Raw genomic sequence first — 16,577 nt, 5'->3', positions numbered from 1 at the left:
ACCACTCCTTATTGTGTCATTTTAGTTTACAAGATCATGTTTTCATCTAATCCGTAACAATTAATTTCACGTTGTTTGTTTGCATCCATGTTTGATACCTTTCACTTAATTGTTTATCGGTAATCACATAATTTACAGCATTTAATGTGCAATAGGTCACCATCGCTTGCTTATCAAACTTTGTATGATCGACTAAAAGAAAAACTTCTCCCCCTTTTTTGACAACTACTTCTTTCATGCTGCTTTCAACAGGAGAAGAGTTTGTCACACCATTTGTGATGGAGACACCAGTTGATGCCATGAATACTTGATCAAAATTATATTGGTCTATCACCCTAGAGATGGAATGGTCAGAAAAGGATTTCGTTTTTCTTTCTAAAAAACCACCTGTCGAAATGATCGTTAAATTATGGAAAGGCATTGCTTGGAAGATAAAGTCCATATTATTAGTGACAATCGTAAGCGTTTTTTGGTGGATGTAATGGATCATTTCCAGTGTAGTTGTTCCTGAGTCTATAAAAATAGTATCTCCGTCTTTCACCATACTTGCTGCCACTCTAGCAATCGACTGTTTTGCTGTTTGGTTTTTGATTTGTCTATCATCAAAAGATTCTAAGCGAGCGAGTTTAAAAGCAACACCTCCATAAACCTTATGAAAATGACCTTGTTCGACTAATTTTTGTACATCTCTTCGAATGGTATTTTTCGATACTTCGAACGTGGTCACTAAGTCATCAAGAGACACACATTGATGTTCTATGACGTATTGTTTTATTCTTTCAAGCCTTTTGTTTTTTAGCATGATTTTCTTCCTTTTTAAAACTAAATTAACGTTGTCATTGGCTGTGTACTCTCTGCTGAGAGCCAAACTCCCTTATTTTTTCTTTTACAACGCTCTTAATCGCTTGCTGGCCTGGCGTTAAGAGCGTTTGTGGATCATAAGTCTCTTTATTTTTCATGAATGTGTCACGAGTAACAGCCGACCATGCTTGAGTACATTCTGTATTCACATTTATTTTTGCATGACCAAGTGCAATTGCTTTTTGGATAAGTGGTACAGGAATGCCTGATCCCCCATGAAGTACGAGTGGAATTCCAACCTTTTTGGATATGTACGCCATTTCTTTAAATCCTAATTTTGGCTCCCCTTGATATGGTCCATGGACTGATCCAAGTGCTGCTGCCAAAGCGTCTACATTTGTTTCTTCAACCAATCGAATACATTCAATCGGATCTGCGTAGTTCACATTTCCAATCAGTCCATCTTCCATTCCACCAACAGTACCGACTTCTGCCTCAACAGATACTCCTTTCGATTTGGCATACTCTACAACTTTTTTTGTCATTTCTATATTTTTTTCAATAGGAAGACGTGAACCATCAAACATGACTGAGCTAAAGCCTGCATCAATTGCAGCTTTACACCTTTCAACACTCATTCCATGGTCTAAATGTAGAGCAACCGGAACTGTGGCAGCCATGTCTTCAACTAATCCATTTACCATCCCTACAATCGTTCGAAACCCACCTAGAAATTCTATGAGTCTATCAGAGGCAGCTAAAATAATGGGTGATTTTTCTTCTTCAGCTGCCTGTAAGATGGCTTTTGCCCATTGAAGCCCATTGATGTTAAATTGGCCGACAGCATAGCCGGTATTTCTTGCCTCAAAGATCATAGTCTTCATTGGTATTAATTCGGAATGAATATACATTTTTCTTAATCTCCTTATCAATTTAAAATCAATGATTGCGCACTTTTGAGCCAGTGGAGTGAAGTTAGCAAACAAAAAAATGTGTATACTCTCTGAAACCACGTATAGGTTTTTAAAACTTAGTGGCCACATAAGTGGTTAACATTTGAGTATTTAATGTGTATTTATGAGTAACTTTTGGTTAACTATAGCTACATCATAATGTTAAAAGCGCTTTCAGTCAATCAATTATTAGAAAAAACAAAAAATAAAAAGTTGAGTTCTTTAAACAACCTTCTTATTCAAAGCCAATACCTCATAAAAAAGCTGCCGAATTTATCGACAGCTACTTACATATTTATATTGATGAGCTGCCATATGACAACATATCCGCTTCTATATAAATCCCAATACCTCATTTTGTTCATGCGCTAGTTCCATTCCCTCTGCTAGATAGAGAGCGTTCATTTTATCTATATCATCATCTGGCCAATTCCGGATCAGTTGACGCAATCTCGCAGCGACGGTCTGACAAACACCTGGTGATAAGTAACTATCAGAATCGGGTTGTTCCAGCAATGGGATGATGTCGTCATGGTAGTTTTTAAAGGGTATTTCCCCATCAAACCCCTCCATATCATCTAAATTCATACCAATACTAGCTGCTAACCTTTTTCTAAAATCATGGAAGTCACTGTATGACCAATGTGCTTCGCAATGAGTAAAATCCAATCCCATGAAGCATTCCTCCGCTTTCAAGTTGTATTCTACGGGTTATTTTGACTTAATCCCTGCCCCGCAAAGAGGAATGACGATGGTTTCTTTTGATTCCTTTTTATATTTCAAGTAGCCGGCAAAATTGACTGCAGATGTCACTTCTACATAAAATCCTTTCTCACTTAGTTTAGAGCGTGCATTCAATATCTCATTTTCTTCAATATCTATAAATGTACCATTGGTATCTTGTACAGCTTCTAGAATTTGTTTGGAGCGCGCCGGGGCAGCAATGGCTATCCCTTCTGCTAAGGTCCCTGTATTCGTAACAGGCGATGCTGATTCCTCCTCGTTTTGATAAGCTTTCACAAGAGGTGCACAGTTTTTCGCTTGTATGGCAATGATTTTCGGTATTTTATGAATCAAACCATTTTCAAATAACTCTTTAAAGCCATAATACGCTCCTAGAAGGAGAGTGCCGTTTCCAACAGGAATGATTACAGCATCTGGAGCTCCTTTTATTTGTTCATAGATTTCATATGCGTATGTTTTTGTTCCCTCAAAAAAATAAGGATTATATACATGGCTTGCATAAAAAACGTTTTCGTCGTCTACTGCTTTTTGGGCTGCAGCAGCAATGTCCTCGCGTGTACCACGAATTTCTTTAATCGTTGCTCCATGGGCTTTTATTTGAGTGACCTTTTTAGGTGAAGTTTCATCGCTTAAATAGATGTCACATGCAATCTTGCAACGAGCTGCATAAGCGGCAATCGCTGTTCCTGCATTCCCGCTGCTATCCGCAATGACTTTTGATACCCCTAATTCCTTAGCCTTTGTCATTAAAACGGCAGCTCCTCGATCTTTAAAGGAGAGTGTAGGCATCATATAATCAACTTTTACATAAGTATTTGGCTCATTCGGATCTAAAAGGATTAACGGAGTTTGACCTTCACCCATTGTTACAGATTCCCAGGTCTTAGAACCCTTTGAAAATGGCATGGTTTCAACATAACGCCATAATGAGTTTGGATATTGATCCCAAGCCGCCATGTCTATTTTAGGGGTATCTTTCACCAGGTTTAATACGCCATTACAATCACATTTCCATAGAGTTGGTGTCATCTCATACTTTTTCCCACAATGGTTACAAATCAATTGATTCATCATCCATCATCCCTTCGGATAATTTTTTATACAAAATATATTTTTTTATATATCTTAGGCAAAAAAATATTCTAAATATAAGAAATAGCATCAATTTCAATTTTGAAACCGAAATGTAATTCATTCGTTGGTACAACAGTACGTGCTGGTTGGTGTTCACCGAAAAATTCAGTGTAAACCGCATCTACTTTGTCCCAAAGTTCAATATCAGAAATGTATAATGTCATACGCAAAATCTTTTCTTTTTTACTTCCAGCCGCTTCTACAATCATCTCCACATTTTTAAGCGCTTGTAATGTCTCTTCTTCAATGGGGCCGAATTCTTTTTCTCTCGTTTCAGGATTGATGGCAAATTGTCCTGAAACATAGACCGTGTTTTGATGAATGGTTGCGAATGCATAGTGTCCGTTGGCTTTTAGATTCCCTACCTCAAGGATGCTTTTCATTTCGTTTCCCCTTCATTCGATTTATGTTTGATCTCATCCAAATAGCTATAGACAGTGACTTTAGAAATTCCTAACATAGATGCGACCTTCTCAACAGATCCTTTCATTAAAAAGATTCCTTTTTCATCCATGAACCTTATTAATTCAATTTTTTCATAGCGTTTCATGACTGGGTGGACACTGTTTTGAATGATTTGTTGAATCAATTGATCTACGATTTCTTCCACATTTTCAAGATCATCATTTGTAGTTGTTTCATTCTCTTGAACTTCAACTTTTGTAGAAAGAAAAGTATCCATAAATTGCTGCATTTGATTCAATGCTTCGACATCAAAATTGATACAGAATGCCCCGATTACCTTTTGCTTCGAATCACGAATTAATGAAGTCGAAGAACGAATGGTACGGTTGTCTTCGGTTTTAAATGTATACCCAGCAAGATAATCTTCTTTAAAATCTTCTGATTGTAAAACAGTCTTTACCAAATGATCAAATGATTGACCGATTTTTCTTCCCGTCACATGATGATTGACTGTAAACATGACAGATGCTTGAGGGTTCGTTAAATCATGAATCACTACTTCACAATTTGGTCCAAACATTTTTGCCGTAGATTTTGCTAAAGGAATATAGCTCTCTAATAAATTCTTTATATTTTCCATGCATAAGCACCTCATTTGTTTATTCCACTAGATTATATAATCTTTTATATGAAAAAACAATATATAGATTTTTTTATACACCTTGAAAAAGTGGAGAAAATATAAAAAAGCAGCCATTGACTGCTTTTTTTGCTCCTTTCTAATTGATTTTTTGCTGGATTCCAGACAAAATGACGTCAATTCCCCACCTGAACCGTTCCATTGATACGGTATCACCTGCAAACATTTCTTCTTTCAGGCTATGGATGAAAGGAAAACGCGTTTTGTCTGCATCATGAAATGCTTTTTTTGTATCTGAAATCTGCGAAGAGCCATGTTTCTTCCAAGAGACCTTTTCGTATGCTACGGAAGATACGTATAACAGTAGCAGGTCTACTCCCCATGCAGCAGAAGTAGATTTGATCCCACCTTCATGCAATGCAGCGAGAATATGTTCGGTCAACTGTAAAAAGTTCGTTCCTTGCGGGATGGTGGAAAGAGAAATTTCAGCAAGACCAGGCTTTTCGTATAGCAGCAGGAAATAAGTATGCAATATGTCAAATAACTGTTCTTTCCATGTGCCACCCGCTGAATTTGGATAAACCATTTGGCCGAGACCATAATCTAATACGTAAGCACTTAGTTCTTGAAAATTGTTCACGTAGACATACAAGGATGCAGGTCCTGTATCTAATGCTTTAGCCACCTTACGCATACTCATGCCCTCTAACCCTTGCTCCTTAAGAAGGTCAAAGGCAGTTTTCACAATGAGTTCACGGCTTAAGGGCTCTTTAGCCGGCTGAGACCGACGACTGATAATACGACGATTTGAATTGTTCATACTCTCTTTATAACATGTCAAAGTCAAATAGTAAATTGAGCATCAATCACCGTTTTCTTGAAAAGAATTCATCATTTCAGCAAGCTTGACCGCAGCGTTTTTTGAAAAACATAGTTTTAAACTTTTTTCCGATTCATGAGCTTTCTCCGATGAATATTCGTACATCATGTCTTCGTATTCTTCTATAGCCTTTTCGATATGATGAGGATTTCGGACAATCGCAAGTGCGAGTTCCATTGCATCAAACATCGCCATGTTTACGCCCTCCCCTGCGAATGGTGACATGACATGAGCTGCATCACCGATAAGCGTTACTCCTTTATGGCGATTCCATTTAAAACCGACAGGAAGCGTATAAATCCGTCTTGGAATGATGGCATCTTCTGCATAACGAATATAATTTTTCAGCTGATCTTCCCAATCATTGAATAACTCTAATAATTGTTCTTTTGCTTCTTTCGCTTGATGAAAAGGAATACCACAAGCCTCAATCCAGTTACGTTCTACCATAAGGCTTGCATACACTTTTATTCGTCCATCCCCGTTTAACTGACCAATCAGTCCTTTGTGGTCTGCTAAAGCAAACATCTTCCCGCGTTTATTAAATGCAGCTAAATCAGGGTGGTTTACCTTTACGTTGAGGATATTCAGTTCCAGCATCGTGAGTCCGGCGTATTCAATATCAATATCTGTTAACAGAGGACGCACACGAGAAAAAGCACCATCTGCCCCAATTAAAAGATCAACTGTCTCGACAACTCCGTTTTCAAAATGAAGCTCCGTCATGCCGTTTTCTAATGATATGCAGCTTTCTAGTTTATATCCATATTTGATGTTTTCAGCATTAATTTGATCTAACAAAAGTTCGCACAAAACACCACGGTCAATTTCTGGGCGGGTCCCTTTTTGATCTGGTTCCGTTTCTTCATCTAAATAAATTTTTCCTGACTTATCAAGTAAGCGGAAATCTTCTCCTTCATAGCGTGCGTTCCTTTGAAATTCCTCATAAATTCCCGCTTCTTTTAAAGCTTTTTGGCCTGTTTCTTCGTGAATATCCAGTGAGCCCCCTCTTTCTAGACTCTTGTCATACACCTCTCGTTCATAGATGGTTGTTTGTATACCGTAATTTTGTAGTATTAAGGCGAGCGTTAGCCCCCCAGGTCCTCCTCCAATGATAGCGATTTGCTTTTGATCCTTAGATAATGCCGTCATCGTATGCATCTCCTCTTCTTTATGAAAATCGTTTAAAGCCACATCTCATTTATATTATAACGAACACCGTTCGTTAAGAACAGTGTTCGTTTAAAAAAGTTTATTTTACGAGTGCTTTAATGAAAAGAAAGCAATCGACCGTTACCATATGATACACTCCAAATATGATTTTTTTTCGATTGTTTTCATTCTGAGTGTAAGAGGTGTTTCTATGAATAAATTACTAGCAATGTTGATATTAGGATTGAGCTTTAGTGGTGCCGCTCTCATTCTTTCTGTCCCTTTGTTATTCAAGTCCAAACTAGAACAATCTGAGCTCGTGTTTGCTGCTGGATCAGCGGGCGCTTTTGCAGTATTTGCTGTCTCATGCTTAGTTCTTCGAAAACAATTCAATCGCTAAAAAACCTAAACATCATCCACCATTAGAATAGTGGAGATTTGTTTAGGTTTTGTGACTTACCTTGGTATGAACTTAAAGAATGTGGTACAAGCTGATCCCAATACTGAGAGCGAATAACACAAGTGCCGGGATTGCTTTTTTAAAGGGATCTTTGGCCAATACGATCAGAGTAAGTGCAGCTGCCAGCATCGTGCCTCCTAACAATAAGCCTGATAATATTGCGATTGTTGGCATCCATATGCCGATCAGCATTCCAGCTGCGCCTATGAGCTCAAAGGCTCCGGTTAAAACATTAAAAAAAGCAGGTAAACCAAATCGTTTGAACTCTTCTGCCATTTTCCCTGATATAATTTTCGATCCTGTTACAAAAAAGAAAGCGGCCAATATGATTTGCAGAATAAGTATGAAAATCGTGATCACATCTTTCTAAGTTATTTGACTGAAACACTCAGTCCAAATGGACAAATTTTCAGCTGATGCAATTTATATGTCATAGCATATATTGGGCATAAATAGTTCGTTACAGATTAGACATTTCAAGATTCATAGTGTGAATGAAATAATTTGTTTAAAAGTAATTTTAATTGTTGAATCTCTTCATCGTTTAATTGCTTTGTCACCGTTTGATGTGCATCCATGACAACAGGAAGAATGGCCTTTTTGACCTCGTCCCCTTTTTCCGTTAAAAGCAGGTGATGTGAGCGCCGGTCTTGCTCATTATAGATTTTTTTGACAAGCCCTTTTCGTTCCATAGACTGGATCATTCTGACGACAGTGGTTTGATTTTTATCAATTCCTTCTGCCAATTCTTTTTGAGTAGTCCCCTTTTCACTACTCAGAATGCTAATAATACTCCATTGTTCAGGCGTGACACCGTAAGGCTTTAACCTGTTCGTAAAATAATTTGTCATTTTGAGATCGGTACGATGAACGAGATAGCCGATTAAATCTTGTAAATCCATGTAAACACCCTCTATGAAATTTATATGCTATAGCATTTATATTAGTGGAGCATTTGAAAATTGTCAAATCATCCATCTGCTTGCTTAAAATCAATCCCTGACAAGATATATGGCACTGCTGATTTGATAAACTCCTCTGAGGATAAGTGCGAACTATTTTTTCTCCACTCAACAGAAGCTCCGTGAATTCCCCAACTTAAAAAAACAGCTGTGACCTTCAGAATTTGCTTTTCGACATTTGTATATTGATTGATTAACAATTGATAAAAAATAATTTCAAGCTGCTCCCTCACAATAGGAGCAAGTTCAGTTTCATATTCTACTTGGCAGCGGTTATGCAGAGATTGTTGGAAATTCGTTAGTGCTTTAAAAATATTGATAATCGTATCTTCATCTAGTTTACGATGATTGAAATTTATACTTTCTAAATTAATCGATAATACTTCTGATAGTGTTTTATCCAGCAAATCGTATTTATCCTCAAAATGATAATAAAACGTCGCGCGGTTGATCATGGCTTCTGCCGTGACATCTTTGATCGTAATATCCTTAAATTCCTTTTTCGATGAAAGTTTAATAAATGACTCCATGATTGACTTACGCGTTCTCAGAACCCGAGGATCTGTCTTTGGCTGCGTCATCTTATCCCTCCTCCTTTTTCAACACATCTATCAATCTGTTGCATAAACAACAAATTGAAGAAATTATTGGTTTTGGTCTCACTCATTGTGTCTTAAGATCTAATTGTAAAGTAAATCATTGCTTGATTCAAACAAACTGATAAGCAATAGCGTTCCTACAAAATTTGAGGAGGTAAATGAAATTGAAAAACAATGAGATGTTTTGTGATATAGAAACAGGTGTATGTGGTGTAGGTGAAGAAGAGGATATTCAGGTCATTGATTTTCAGCAACCTAAAAAAACAATAACGCTCTATTATGTAACAGATCCGATTTGTTCGCATTGCTGGGCAATTGAACCTGTGCTGCGTCGATTTAAAGAGCAATATGGACATTATTTTCATTTCCAGACTGTGTTGGGTGGACTGTTAGAGAAATGGCATGGCGGTCCAATTGATCCTGCAAACGGAATTTACAAACCTGCTGATGTGGCTGGTCACTGGAGAGAGGTTGGAGAACATTCTCGCATGCCAATTGATGGGTCCTTAATGATTGACAATCCTGTTCAATCTTCCTACCCGCCCTCTCGCGTGTTCAAAGTGATTCAAAAACATCATGATGATGCACTAGCCTATACTTTTTTACGCCGTGCGAGAGAAGCGCTATTTGCATTCAATCAAAATATATCTGATGTCGCAGTGTTGATTGACATCGTCAACGACCTTGGACTTAACGGAGATGTGATTGTCCATGAAGCGGAGCTGCCAAGCGGCCAGGAATTATTAAATCAAGATTTTAAGCTTGTTCGAGACCTTGGTGCTAGAGGTTTCCCAACGATCATCTTCGTCAACGAAGAAAATAAAGGAGTCAAAATCACGGGTGGACGCTCATTTGAAGTCTATGTTAAAGGATTAAAGCAAGCTTTAAACACTGAAGAACTTGAACCGAAAAAACGCCCAGCTGTTTCTACCCTGCTCGAAAATGAAAAACTTCTATTTTCTAAAGAAATTGAAGTAATGTACGATGTTGACCAATCAAAAGTACGGTCTTTTATGGAGAAAGAACTTCCGCAGCAGCAGTATCAAATGAAAGATGTGCTGGGGGAACTGTATTTTACAACTTCAACATAAGGAGAATGACGATGCCACATTTATTACAGGTGGATTTTAAGATGAAGGGCCCTTTCGGTGATGAAATGGCAAAAGAGTTTTCTGATTTAGCGAAAAGTATAAATGAGGAAGACGGATTCATATGGAAAATATGGACGGAGAATCCGGAGAAGAATGAGGCTGGCGGAATCTACTTATTCGAAACAAAAGAAGCAGCTGAAAACTATCTTGAGATGCATTCTAAAAGAATCACTAGCTTTGGAATAACAGACATTAACGCTAAAATCTTTAACATTAATGCTCCTCTTACTCATATCACAAAAGGTCCATTAAAAACTCATCAAGGTTGACACACGAAAAAAAGAGCGGCTGATGGCTGCTCTTTTTTTCGTGTGATTTCATCGATTCATCCACTTTACATGTTCTTTTTTCTCTTCATTGACGACGAGTTGAGAGATTTCAGGTCTTGAATAATGCCCGACTACATCGAAGTCGATTGGAATAATAGGAGTGTAAAATGAACAATATAAAACACATACTTTGAAGGCTTTTTTTAAAATCGTGGCGGATATATATTTTGGGGATCAGAAATAGAAACAAATATTTTTCCATGGAGAAACAAAAAAAGCCTAATTCTCAAGGCTTTTTTTCATTTTAGATCACTTTCTGCTCGTTTTCTTAATCAAGTCCACGCCATCGTATGATAGACTTTCCACATGTACAGGCTTTTGCAGAATGTAATGATCAAAAAACGTCCTTGTATAGTCTGTGATAAGATTCCTCATCTCCATCGCATCCCGTTTGCCTCTCAGTTCTTCGTTTACACCGGTAAACACGATGTCGCAATAATCTAAATGTGCAGCATGATTAACAGAGAAATAATAGGTTTCCATGCTATTGTTTGCGCCAATGATTGCATTCATATGATAGTTAGGCTCAGAAAAAAGCAGCAAAAAGGTTTTTTTTAGGTCGCTGTCAAGAAGACCAAATGCACCGCTATCGAGGCCAATCCCACAGGCAAATCGGTCGTCATCCCGGCAAACAATCGCTGTCGTAGGCCCTCCGTAAGAATGTCCGATTATGCCCATGCCGGCGTCAAGCAGCAATCTGCCATTAAAGATGGAATTGAGTTCCCCGGAGTCTAGTTTGTAAAGATAATCGGCTGCATACTTTACATCCTCTGCCTGTAATTCACTATATTTCGTTAACGGATGAAGTATTGGCAGTGTAAGGACGTTACGACATGTCTCAATGGCAGTTTCATCGTCTGGCCGCATCGTCATCTGACCAGCCAGCGCCATCATGTCTGGATCTTCAGAAAACGCCATAATGACATCTGAAAAATCCTTTGATACATTAAACAGACGCCCATCCTTACGCTTATACATCGTGCTGTTTTGATGACCGATACTGACGACAACATACCCCATGCTTGCAAGGTCTGTACAGATCACAGTCCCCCATTCTGGAGAGCCGCCCCCGCCGCAAACATAAAATAACACTGGATAGCGTTCTTCTTTCCCGGAAAGAGCCAGGTCGTCGTAACAATGCGTTTGGATATCGATAGAGAAAAAATCCTTTTCCTTCATATACTCAGTGACAAGCGGCTGGTCATGCAGCATTTCGTATACTTCAGGAAACATGTACGTTGATGGGGTCTTCACTTCATTGCTATCAGACGGATAGTATACAAATGCGGTCAGTTCCCTTTTTGAGTGATCAGATGCCGTGTACTCAAAATCCATCTGTGTGCGCCCGGCAGTATAGCCGCCGATTGGTTCTGGGAATGCGTCATATCTTTTCATTCTTTTGTCCCCCTTATGATTTAAAGTGAGTGTGAAAGACACATTGCAAGATAAACGCCTTCAAAACGATGACCGCTCTCTTTATGTTTCTAGCTTTGTGATATAATAACTTGTCAATGCCAACCGCTTAGTGAAACAGAAATGAACTTGCTGGAAGGTATTCATCTTGTAAAAAAATCTGAAGAAAAGATAGGTGATCACAATGAGAAGGCTTGAGTCTGGTATGTCAGTAGACAATGAAATATTTTCTGATATTGTCAGGTATGAACACGAAACGATAAGCGGATCGACGATCAACAACTCGAATGTTCATTCACCTATATTTTGGAGCTGTCACCTGCGACATCTTGTATTTAATACGTGTGATCTGACGAATGCGAGATTTTTTGCAGGTAGTACAGTTGAGCATTGTACTTTTATTCGTTCCGATTTGCGCTCTGTTGGGGTTGCTAGGGGCGAGGCTGTTTTTAAGAATTGCGAATTTTCCTCCTGTGATATGAGAGGAATGACATTGGAGAATGCTGTGTTTATCGACTGTACATTTTATCAATGTAGGTTTAATGACCGCATTTTACAAGCAGCGAATATTGTTCATTGTACCTTTACCGGTAAGCTAGTGGATATAACGTTTGAGGGAAATGGTAAACAAAAGCTGATCACCAATTTTGAAAACTGCATTCTTGACGGTGTTCGCTTTATAGGCTGTGACCTGTCGCATTGTATTCCGCCAGCTTCCAAAAACCATCTATATGTTGAAAAGGTCTCCGCGCGTGTCAAACAGGCATTGCTGAAGATAAATCATGACACTCATCTTTCTGACGAGGATCGTAAAGTACTGGTACGCAGCCTGCGCAAGCTTGAGCATATGGAACAATATATTTTTAACACGGCGCATATGGAGAAAATACATGGTGCTGATTTTGTGGAGCGATTTTTCAGTTATCTGGATTGTAACAAAGAGAACGCTTGATGCTTGCTGCGTCCCTCTTCCTGCTAAGTCTAGGTCGTACATCAACTTCGAGTATATTTGAGTGGAATCAATTCCCCAATTTTCACTTTGACTAGTTCGCCATCTATTTCTAAGATGACAAAACATTCTGGTCCGAAATCTGAAATGAGCTCTCTGCAGATGCCACAAGGGCTTACGACCCTCAATCTTCTATCGTCTTCATCTGAATATGGATGCCGAACGGCAACAATTGTATCAAAATCTTTATATCCATTCGATAAAGCACTGCCAATTGCAATGGCTTCTGCACAAACCGTTACCCGTCCGATATACGCTTCTATATGAACAGCCGAGATCATTTCTCCTGTTTTCATGCGGATAGCGGCTCCTACATGGTGTTTATCCTCTTCATAAAGGCTCGTAATCTTCTTTTTTGCTTCGTCTATTAACTCTACATCTTTTGAAGTAAGATTAAATGTGTGCATGGTGTCCCCTTCGCCCTTCTATGCTCGTTTTGAATATACTGATCTATTATACCAAACTGAAGAAGAGTTGAATGGAACCAAAAAAAGCTGATTTTTGTGAATAGCTTTTTCGTTACGCTCTTTTATAGCGGGCATACATATAGCGAATGATTTTTGTGATGACAGAGGTACACATGCATAAAAAGGTCATCAACACGACCCAATACATATTTGACATGTCAAACCCAGTATAGGCAAATATGAAAATAGTGGAGGCGGCAAATGTGATGATAAGAACGATATAAACTCGCTTAAAGATGCAGTAGCCAACAATCCCCCAAATCAAAGATAATAAAGGCAATGTAAATAAGATCAGCGCCATAGGATGAAGAAAGAAAACACTCATCAAGTCACTCTCCTTTTTGAACCGGTGAAGAACCGAATATGTACCATATTAATAGGAAATTCGTGCGTTGTAAACAAAAAATGGAAAAAGACTGCTTTAAGTAAGCAGCCTATTTTTTCGAATATTTAAGTCAGAGCATTTTGATGTGTGAAAAAGACCTAACTATTTATCACCTGAATGATTTTTTCCTGAGCATCTTGTGCCTCAGGGATTGGCATGACAACAAACACATGCAACATTTCTGGATAAACAAAGGTTTTCATGTCAATTCCTTGTTCTGTTAGCTTTTCATCAAGCTTTAGTGCATCTGGATATAAAATATCATGTGTTCCAATAAAATGAGTGATCTTCCCAAGACCATGAAAGTCCCCATGAATTGGACTGATTAATGGGTCAGTTACCTTTTTATCTGCTGCCCACATTTTTGTAATGACATCTATTCCTTCTGGCGCTAGAATGGGATCTTTATCGGCATATTCAGATATAAGGGGATTGCTTAAACTCATATCAACACATGCAGATAATAAAATAATATCCTTCGGCTGCGGCAGACCTTCCATCTTTAAGAGATGCGCCAGGCCAAGTGAGATATTTCCGCCCGCTGAATCTCCCATAATTGTTAATTGATCGGTACTCTCAACCGTTTTTAGTATTTCTTTATATAGATTTAAGATTTTTGGATAGGTATCTTGGTAGCTATAATGAGGTAATTTAGGATATATAGGAGCGACCACTTTGGCATTAAGGGATTGAGCCATTTTATCCATGTACCACCAATGGAAATTAAGAGGCTGATTTACCCAAGCACCACCATGTATATAGAGAATCACCTTTTGCTTTTGCGACATTTGGTTATTCAATGTGAAAACCTGCATTCCTTCGAAAATTTGCTCCTTTATTTCACTCACTAATTTCACATCATCTCCGATTGCATAAGGCTTAATATTTTCTATTTGAGTTAGAAAGCTTTTGGTTTTTTCGACACTAGCAAAACTCTCTTTATTACTTTGGGACGTGAATAATGTTTCAAATTGAATACTTTCTTCAGAACGTTCTCCGTTAAAAATTTCGACACTCATTTTATTTTCTCTCCTTTAAGCAGATATGTTTATTCGTCATCCTCATTCATCACACGAAATGATTTGAGATACACTTGTACTTCTTTCTCAGGAGTCTTTAATAAGTTAGATAAAAGGTCTTGAATGAGGCGCAGGCTTTTAATTTTCTTTTCAATTTCTTCATGTTTATGTTTTACAATTCTTTTTAAAGTATCTAGTTCTATGTCTTGACTCAGCATTTCCAATATTTCTTTTATTTCCTTTAGTGAATAACCCAATGATTTGGCATCTTTGATCAATTGAATTTTCACAATGTAATCTTCTGTGTATAGTCTATAACCGTTCGAACGGCGTCTCGGGACAGGTAAAATGTTGTGTTCTTCATAGTAACGAATTGCGGCAGGGCTTATTCCAGTTTGTTTGGCAAGTTCACCTCTAGTCATCAACTCCATTGTTACTCCTTTTTCGTGATTTTGTTTTACTATAATTACATTATAAAGGTTGAACTATACTTCAAGGTCAAGAGATGTTTTCGTGAAAAATAAAACACCATCGCTTGCAGCCGGTTAAGGCGCCCTGAGATGGTGTTTTTCATCATTCAATCTGCTTTTATAGGTCTTCTCCATTTGATGCAATTACATTTTTGTACCAGAAAAATGAATTTTTACGGTAACGATTCAGTGTACCATTTCCTAGGTCGTCTTGATCCACATAGATCAAACCATAGCGTTTAGTCATTTGAGATGTTCCGCAGCTGATTAAGTCAATACAGCCCCAAGGTGTGTATCCCATTAAGTCAACACCTTCTTTTACTGCTTCTTTCATCTGTTCAATATGTTTTTTCAAATAATCAATTCGATAATCATCGTGGATTTTTCCATCTTGTGTCAATGTATCTCTTGCGCCAAGTCCATTTTCACAAACAAATAAAGGCTTTTGGTATCTGTCATACAGTTTAATTAATGAAATGCGCAGACCCATTGGATCGATCGGCCAATCCCATTGTGATAATTCCAAGTGTTCATTTTTAATTGGGCTGTCAAACGTACCCGCTAGCTCAGCGGCATCTTCACGCGCTTCTGCTACGTGTGACATATAGTAGCTGATCGCAACAAAATCAACAGTGCCCTCTTTCAAAATTTGTTCATCCTGCTCTTCAATATCCAGCTTGATTTGATTATCAGCAAAGTATTTCACCATGTATGTTGGATATTCGCCTCTAGCTTGAACATCAGGATAGAACATATTCAATTGATTCGATTTAACTGCCTGCAGCTGATCCTCTGGTTTTGTTGTTTTTGCATAGGCTTCAATTTGGTTAATCATACAGCCAATTTGGACATCTGGAATGATTTCCTTCGCTGCCTTCACTGTTAATGCACTTGCCACAAATTGATGGTGAGACGCTTGGTAAGCAGCCTGTAATTTATGGTCTACTAAATCCTCTAAAATGCCAGCACCTGTATAAAGACTATTGAGGTTCATATTCATTTCATTAAACGTAATCCAATATTTCACTTTGTTTTTATATCTTTCTAAAATCGCACGTGCGTATTTTTCGAACAATGGGACAAGCTCTCTACTCATCCATCCATTATATTTCTCTGTTAAGGTAATCGGCATTTCATAATGAGACATCGTTACTAGCGGTTCAATTCCATATTTCGCACATTCATCAAATACTTTATCGTAAAAAGCTAACCCTTCTTCATTCGGCTTGTTCTCTAAACCTGTTGGAAAGATTCTTGCCCATGAGATGGACAAACGAAAGACTTTAAATCCCATTTCTGCAAACAGTGCGATATCTTCTTCATAACGATGATAAAAATCAATTCCGCGTCTTTTTGGGAAATCAAATGCATCAGGATTTTCCTTGTATTTGTTTAGTTCAGCTGAACTAACATCGAATGTAAAGTTGTTTACTTTTCCTTGTGCATAGGGATCTTTATATGCCGCGAAGTCTGAAGTTGAAAGCCCTTTCCCGCCTTCTAAATATGCGCCCTCTATTTGATTGGCAGCTGTTGCGCCACCCCATAGAAAATTATCTGAAAAACCTTTTTTTAATTCTTTCATTTCAATCATCCCTTCTATTTAT

At 38.1% G+C, this 16,577-nt stretch carries 21 protein-coding genes; 4 read left to right on the top strand and 17 right to left on the bottom strand.

Annotated elements, in window-relative coordinates; all coding sequences use genetic code 11:
- Positions 1 to 46: 46 nt before the first annotated feature.
- The 8 genes from ACP69X_RS05105 to ACP69X_RS05070 form a co-directional block, all read right to left on the bottom strand.
- Complete coding sequence (locus ACP69X_RS05105; protein WP_073979975.1) at positions 47 to 802, bottom strand: DeoR/GlpR family DNA-binding transcription regulator; 756 nt, start codon at positions 800 to 802, stop codon at positions 47 to 49.
- A gap of 34 nt (positions 803 to 836) precedes the next feature.
- Positions 837 to 1,712 carry a class II fructose-1,6-bisphosphate aldolase gene (fba, locus tag ACP69X_RS05100; RefSeq protein ID WP_041085164.1) on the bottom strand — a complete coding sequence of 292 codons (876 nt, stop codon included), beginning with the start codon at positions 1,710 to 1,712 and terminating at the stop codon, positions 837 to 839.
- A 375-nt stretch (positions 1,713 to 2,087) separates the two neighbouring features.
- A complete protein-coding gene (locus tag ACP69X_RS05095) occupies positions 2,088 to 2,429 on the bottom strand; it encodes a hypothetical protein (RefSeq protein WP_305960995.1) in 342 nt (113 codons plus the stop codon).
- A 36-nt stretch (positions 2,430 to 2,465) separates the two neighbouring features.
- Entirely contained in the window at positions 2,466 to 3,569 is a 1,104-nt protein-coding gene (locus tag ACP69X_RS05090) for a threonine synthase (RefSeq protein ID WP_426052494.1), read from the bottom strand.
- A 71-nt stretch (positions 3,570 to 3,640) separates the two neighbouring features.
- A complete protein-coding gene (locus ACP69X_RS05085) occupies positions 3,641 to 4,015 on the bottom strand; it encodes a RidA family protein (RefSeq protein WP_041085166.1) in 375 nt (124 codons plus the stop codon).
- On the bottom strand, positions 4,012 to 4,677 hold the full coding sequence (locus tag ACP69X_RS05080; RefSeq protein WP_041085167.1) for a helix-turn-helix transcriptional regulator: 666 nt from the start codon (positions 4,675 to 4,677) through the stop codon (positions 4,012 to 4,014). The genes ACP69X_RS05085 and ACP69X_RS05080 overlap by 4 nt, the downstream gene beginning before the upstream one ends.
- Positions 4,678 to 4,816: 139 nt before the next feature.
- Positions 4,817 to 5,497 carry a TetR/AcrR family transcriptional regulator gene (locus ACP69X_RS05075; protein WP_426052493.1) on the bottom strand — a complete coding sequence of 227 codons (681 nt, stop codon included), beginning with the start codon at positions 5,495 to 5,497 and terminating at the stop codon, positions 4,817 to 4,819.
- Between the two features lie 42 nt (positions 5,498 to 5,539).
- Positions 5,540 to 6,709 (bottom strand): FAD-dependent oxidoreductase, encoded by a 1,170-nt coding sequence (locus tag ACP69X_RS05070; RefSeq protein WP_426052492.1) that lies wholly within the window; start codon positions 6,707 to 6,709, stop codon positions 5,540 to 5,542.
- A 211-nt stretch (positions 6,710 to 6,920) separates the two neighbouring features.
- On the opposite strand from ACP69X_RS05070, the gene ACP69X_RS05065 reads away from it, so the two are divergent.
- The gene (locus ACP69X_RS05065) at positions 6,921 to 7,109 is read left to right on the top strand and encodes a hypothetical protein (RefSeq protein WP_039178972.1); all 189 of its coding nucleotides are present in this window, start codon (positions 6,921 to 6,923) and stop codon (positions 7,107 to 7,109) included.
- Between the two features lie 72 nt (positions 7,110 to 7,181).
- Here the strand turns inward: ACP69X_RS05065 and ACP69X_RS05060 are convergent, their stop codons facing one another.
- The 3 genes from ACP69X_RS05060 to ACP69X_RS05050 all read right to left on the bottom strand — a co-directional run bounded on the left by ACP69X_RS05060 (position 7,182) and on the right by ACP69X_RS05050 (position 8,712).
- A complete protein-coding gene (locus ACP69X_RS05060) occupies positions 7,182 to 7,529 on the bottom strand; it encodes a DoxX family protein (protein ID WP_338527534.1) in 348 nt (115 codons plus the stop codon).
- Between the two features lie 116 nt (positions 7,530 to 7,645).
- A complete protein-coding gene (locus tag ACP69X_RS05055; protein ID WP_041085171.1) occupies positions 7,646 to 8,071 on the bottom strand; it encodes a MarR family winged helix-turn-helix transcriptional regulator in 426 nt (141 codons plus the stop codon).
- A 68-nt stretch (positions 8,072 to 8,139) separates the two neighbouring features.
- Positions 8,140 to 8,712 (bottom strand): TetR/AcrR family transcriptional regulator, encoded by a 573-nt coding sequence (locus ACP69X_RS05050; protein WP_426052491.1) that lies wholly within the window; start codon positions 8,710 to 8,712, stop codon positions 8,140 to 8,142.
- A gap of 182 nt (positions 8,713 to 8,894) precedes the next feature.
- Here ACP69X_RS05050 and ACP69X_RS05045 point away from each other — a divergent pair, with 182 nt between their 5' ends.
- Positions 8,895 to 9,821, top strand: a complete 927-nt coding sequence (locus ACP69X_RS05045; RefSeq protein ID WP_426052490.1) for a DsbA family protein — start codon at positions 8,895 to 8,897, stop codon at positions 9,819 to 9,821.
- A gap of 11 nt (positions 9,822 to 9,832) precedes the next feature.
- The gene (locus tag ACP69X_RS05040; RefSeq protein WP_073979515.1) at positions 9,833 to 10,150 is read left to right on the top strand and encodes a monooxygenase; all 318 of its coding nucleotides are present in this window, start codon (positions 9,833 to 9,835) and stop codon (positions 10,148 to 10,150) included.
- A gap of 309 nt (positions 10,151 to 10,459) precedes the next feature.
- Here the strand turns inward: ACP69X_RS05040 and ACP69X_RS05035 are convergent, their stop codons facing one another.
- A complete protein-coding gene (locus tag ACP69X_RS05035) occupies positions 10,460 to 11,605 on the bottom strand; it encodes a choline esterase (protein ID WP_041085175.1) in 1,146 nt (381 codons plus the stop codon).
- Between the two features lie 202 nt (positions 11,606 to 11,807).
- Here ACP69X_RS05035 and ACP69X_RS05030 point away from each other — a divergent pair, with 202 nt between their 5' ends.
- Positions 11,808 to 12,575: a pentapeptide repeat-containing protein gene (locus ACP69X_RS05030; protein WP_041085176.1), complete on the top strand. Its 768-nt coding sequence runs from the start codon at positions 11,808 to 11,810 to the stop codon at positions 12,573 to 12,575.
- Positions 12,576 to 12,616: 41 nt separating this feature from the next.
- Here the strand turns inward: ACP69X_RS05030 and ACP69X_RS05025 are convergent, their stop codons facing one another.
- The 5 genes from ACP69X_RS05025 to ACP69X_RS05005 all read right to left on the bottom strand — a co-directional run bounded on the left by ACP69X_RS05025 (position 12,617) and on the right by ACP69X_RS05005 (position 16,555).
- The gene (locus ACP69X_RS05025) at positions 12,617 to 13,039 is read right to left on the bottom strand and encodes a cytidine deaminase (protein ID WP_041085177.1); all 423 of its coding nucleotides are present in this window, start codon (positions 13,037 to 13,039) and stop codon (positions 12,617 to 12,619) included.
- Between the two features lie 112 nt (positions 13,040 to 13,151).
- Complete coding sequence (locus tag ACP69X_RS05020; RefSeq protein ID WP_041085178.1) at positions 13,152 to 13,424, bottom strand: DUF2651 family protein; 273 nt, start codon at positions 13,422 to 13,424, stop codon at positions 13,152 to 13,154.
- Positions 13,425 to 13,582: 158 nt separating this feature from the next.
- Entirely contained in the window at positions 13,583 to 14,503 is a 921-nt protein-coding gene (locus ACP69X_RS05015; RefSeq protein ID WP_041085179.1) for an alpha/beta hydrolase fold domain-containing protein, read from the bottom strand.
- Between the two features lie 29 nt (positions 14,504 to 14,532).
- Positions 14,533 to 14,934 (bottom strand): MerR family transcriptional regulator, encoded by a 402-nt coding sequence (locus ACP69X_RS05010; protein WP_039178999.1) that lies wholly within the window; start codon positions 14,932 to 14,934, stop codon positions 14,533 to 14,535.
- A gap of 157 nt (positions 14,935 to 15,091) precedes the next feature.
- The gene (locus tag ACP69X_RS05005; protein WP_175297145.1) at positions 15,092 to 16,555 is read right to left on the bottom strand and encodes a glycoside hydrolase family 1 protein; all 1,464 of its coding nucleotides are present in this window, start codon (positions 16,553 to 16,555) and stop codon (positions 15,092 to 15,094) included.
- Between the last annotated feature and the right edge of the window lie 22 nt (positions 16,556 to 16,577).

Source organism: Bacillus sp. DC4300-2b2, from assembly GCF_049895685.1.
GTDB lineage: Bacteria > Bacillota > Bacilli > Bacillales > Bacillaceae > Bacillus > Bacillus safensis.
This window is presented reverse-complemented; position numbering and strand designations above follow the sequence as displayed.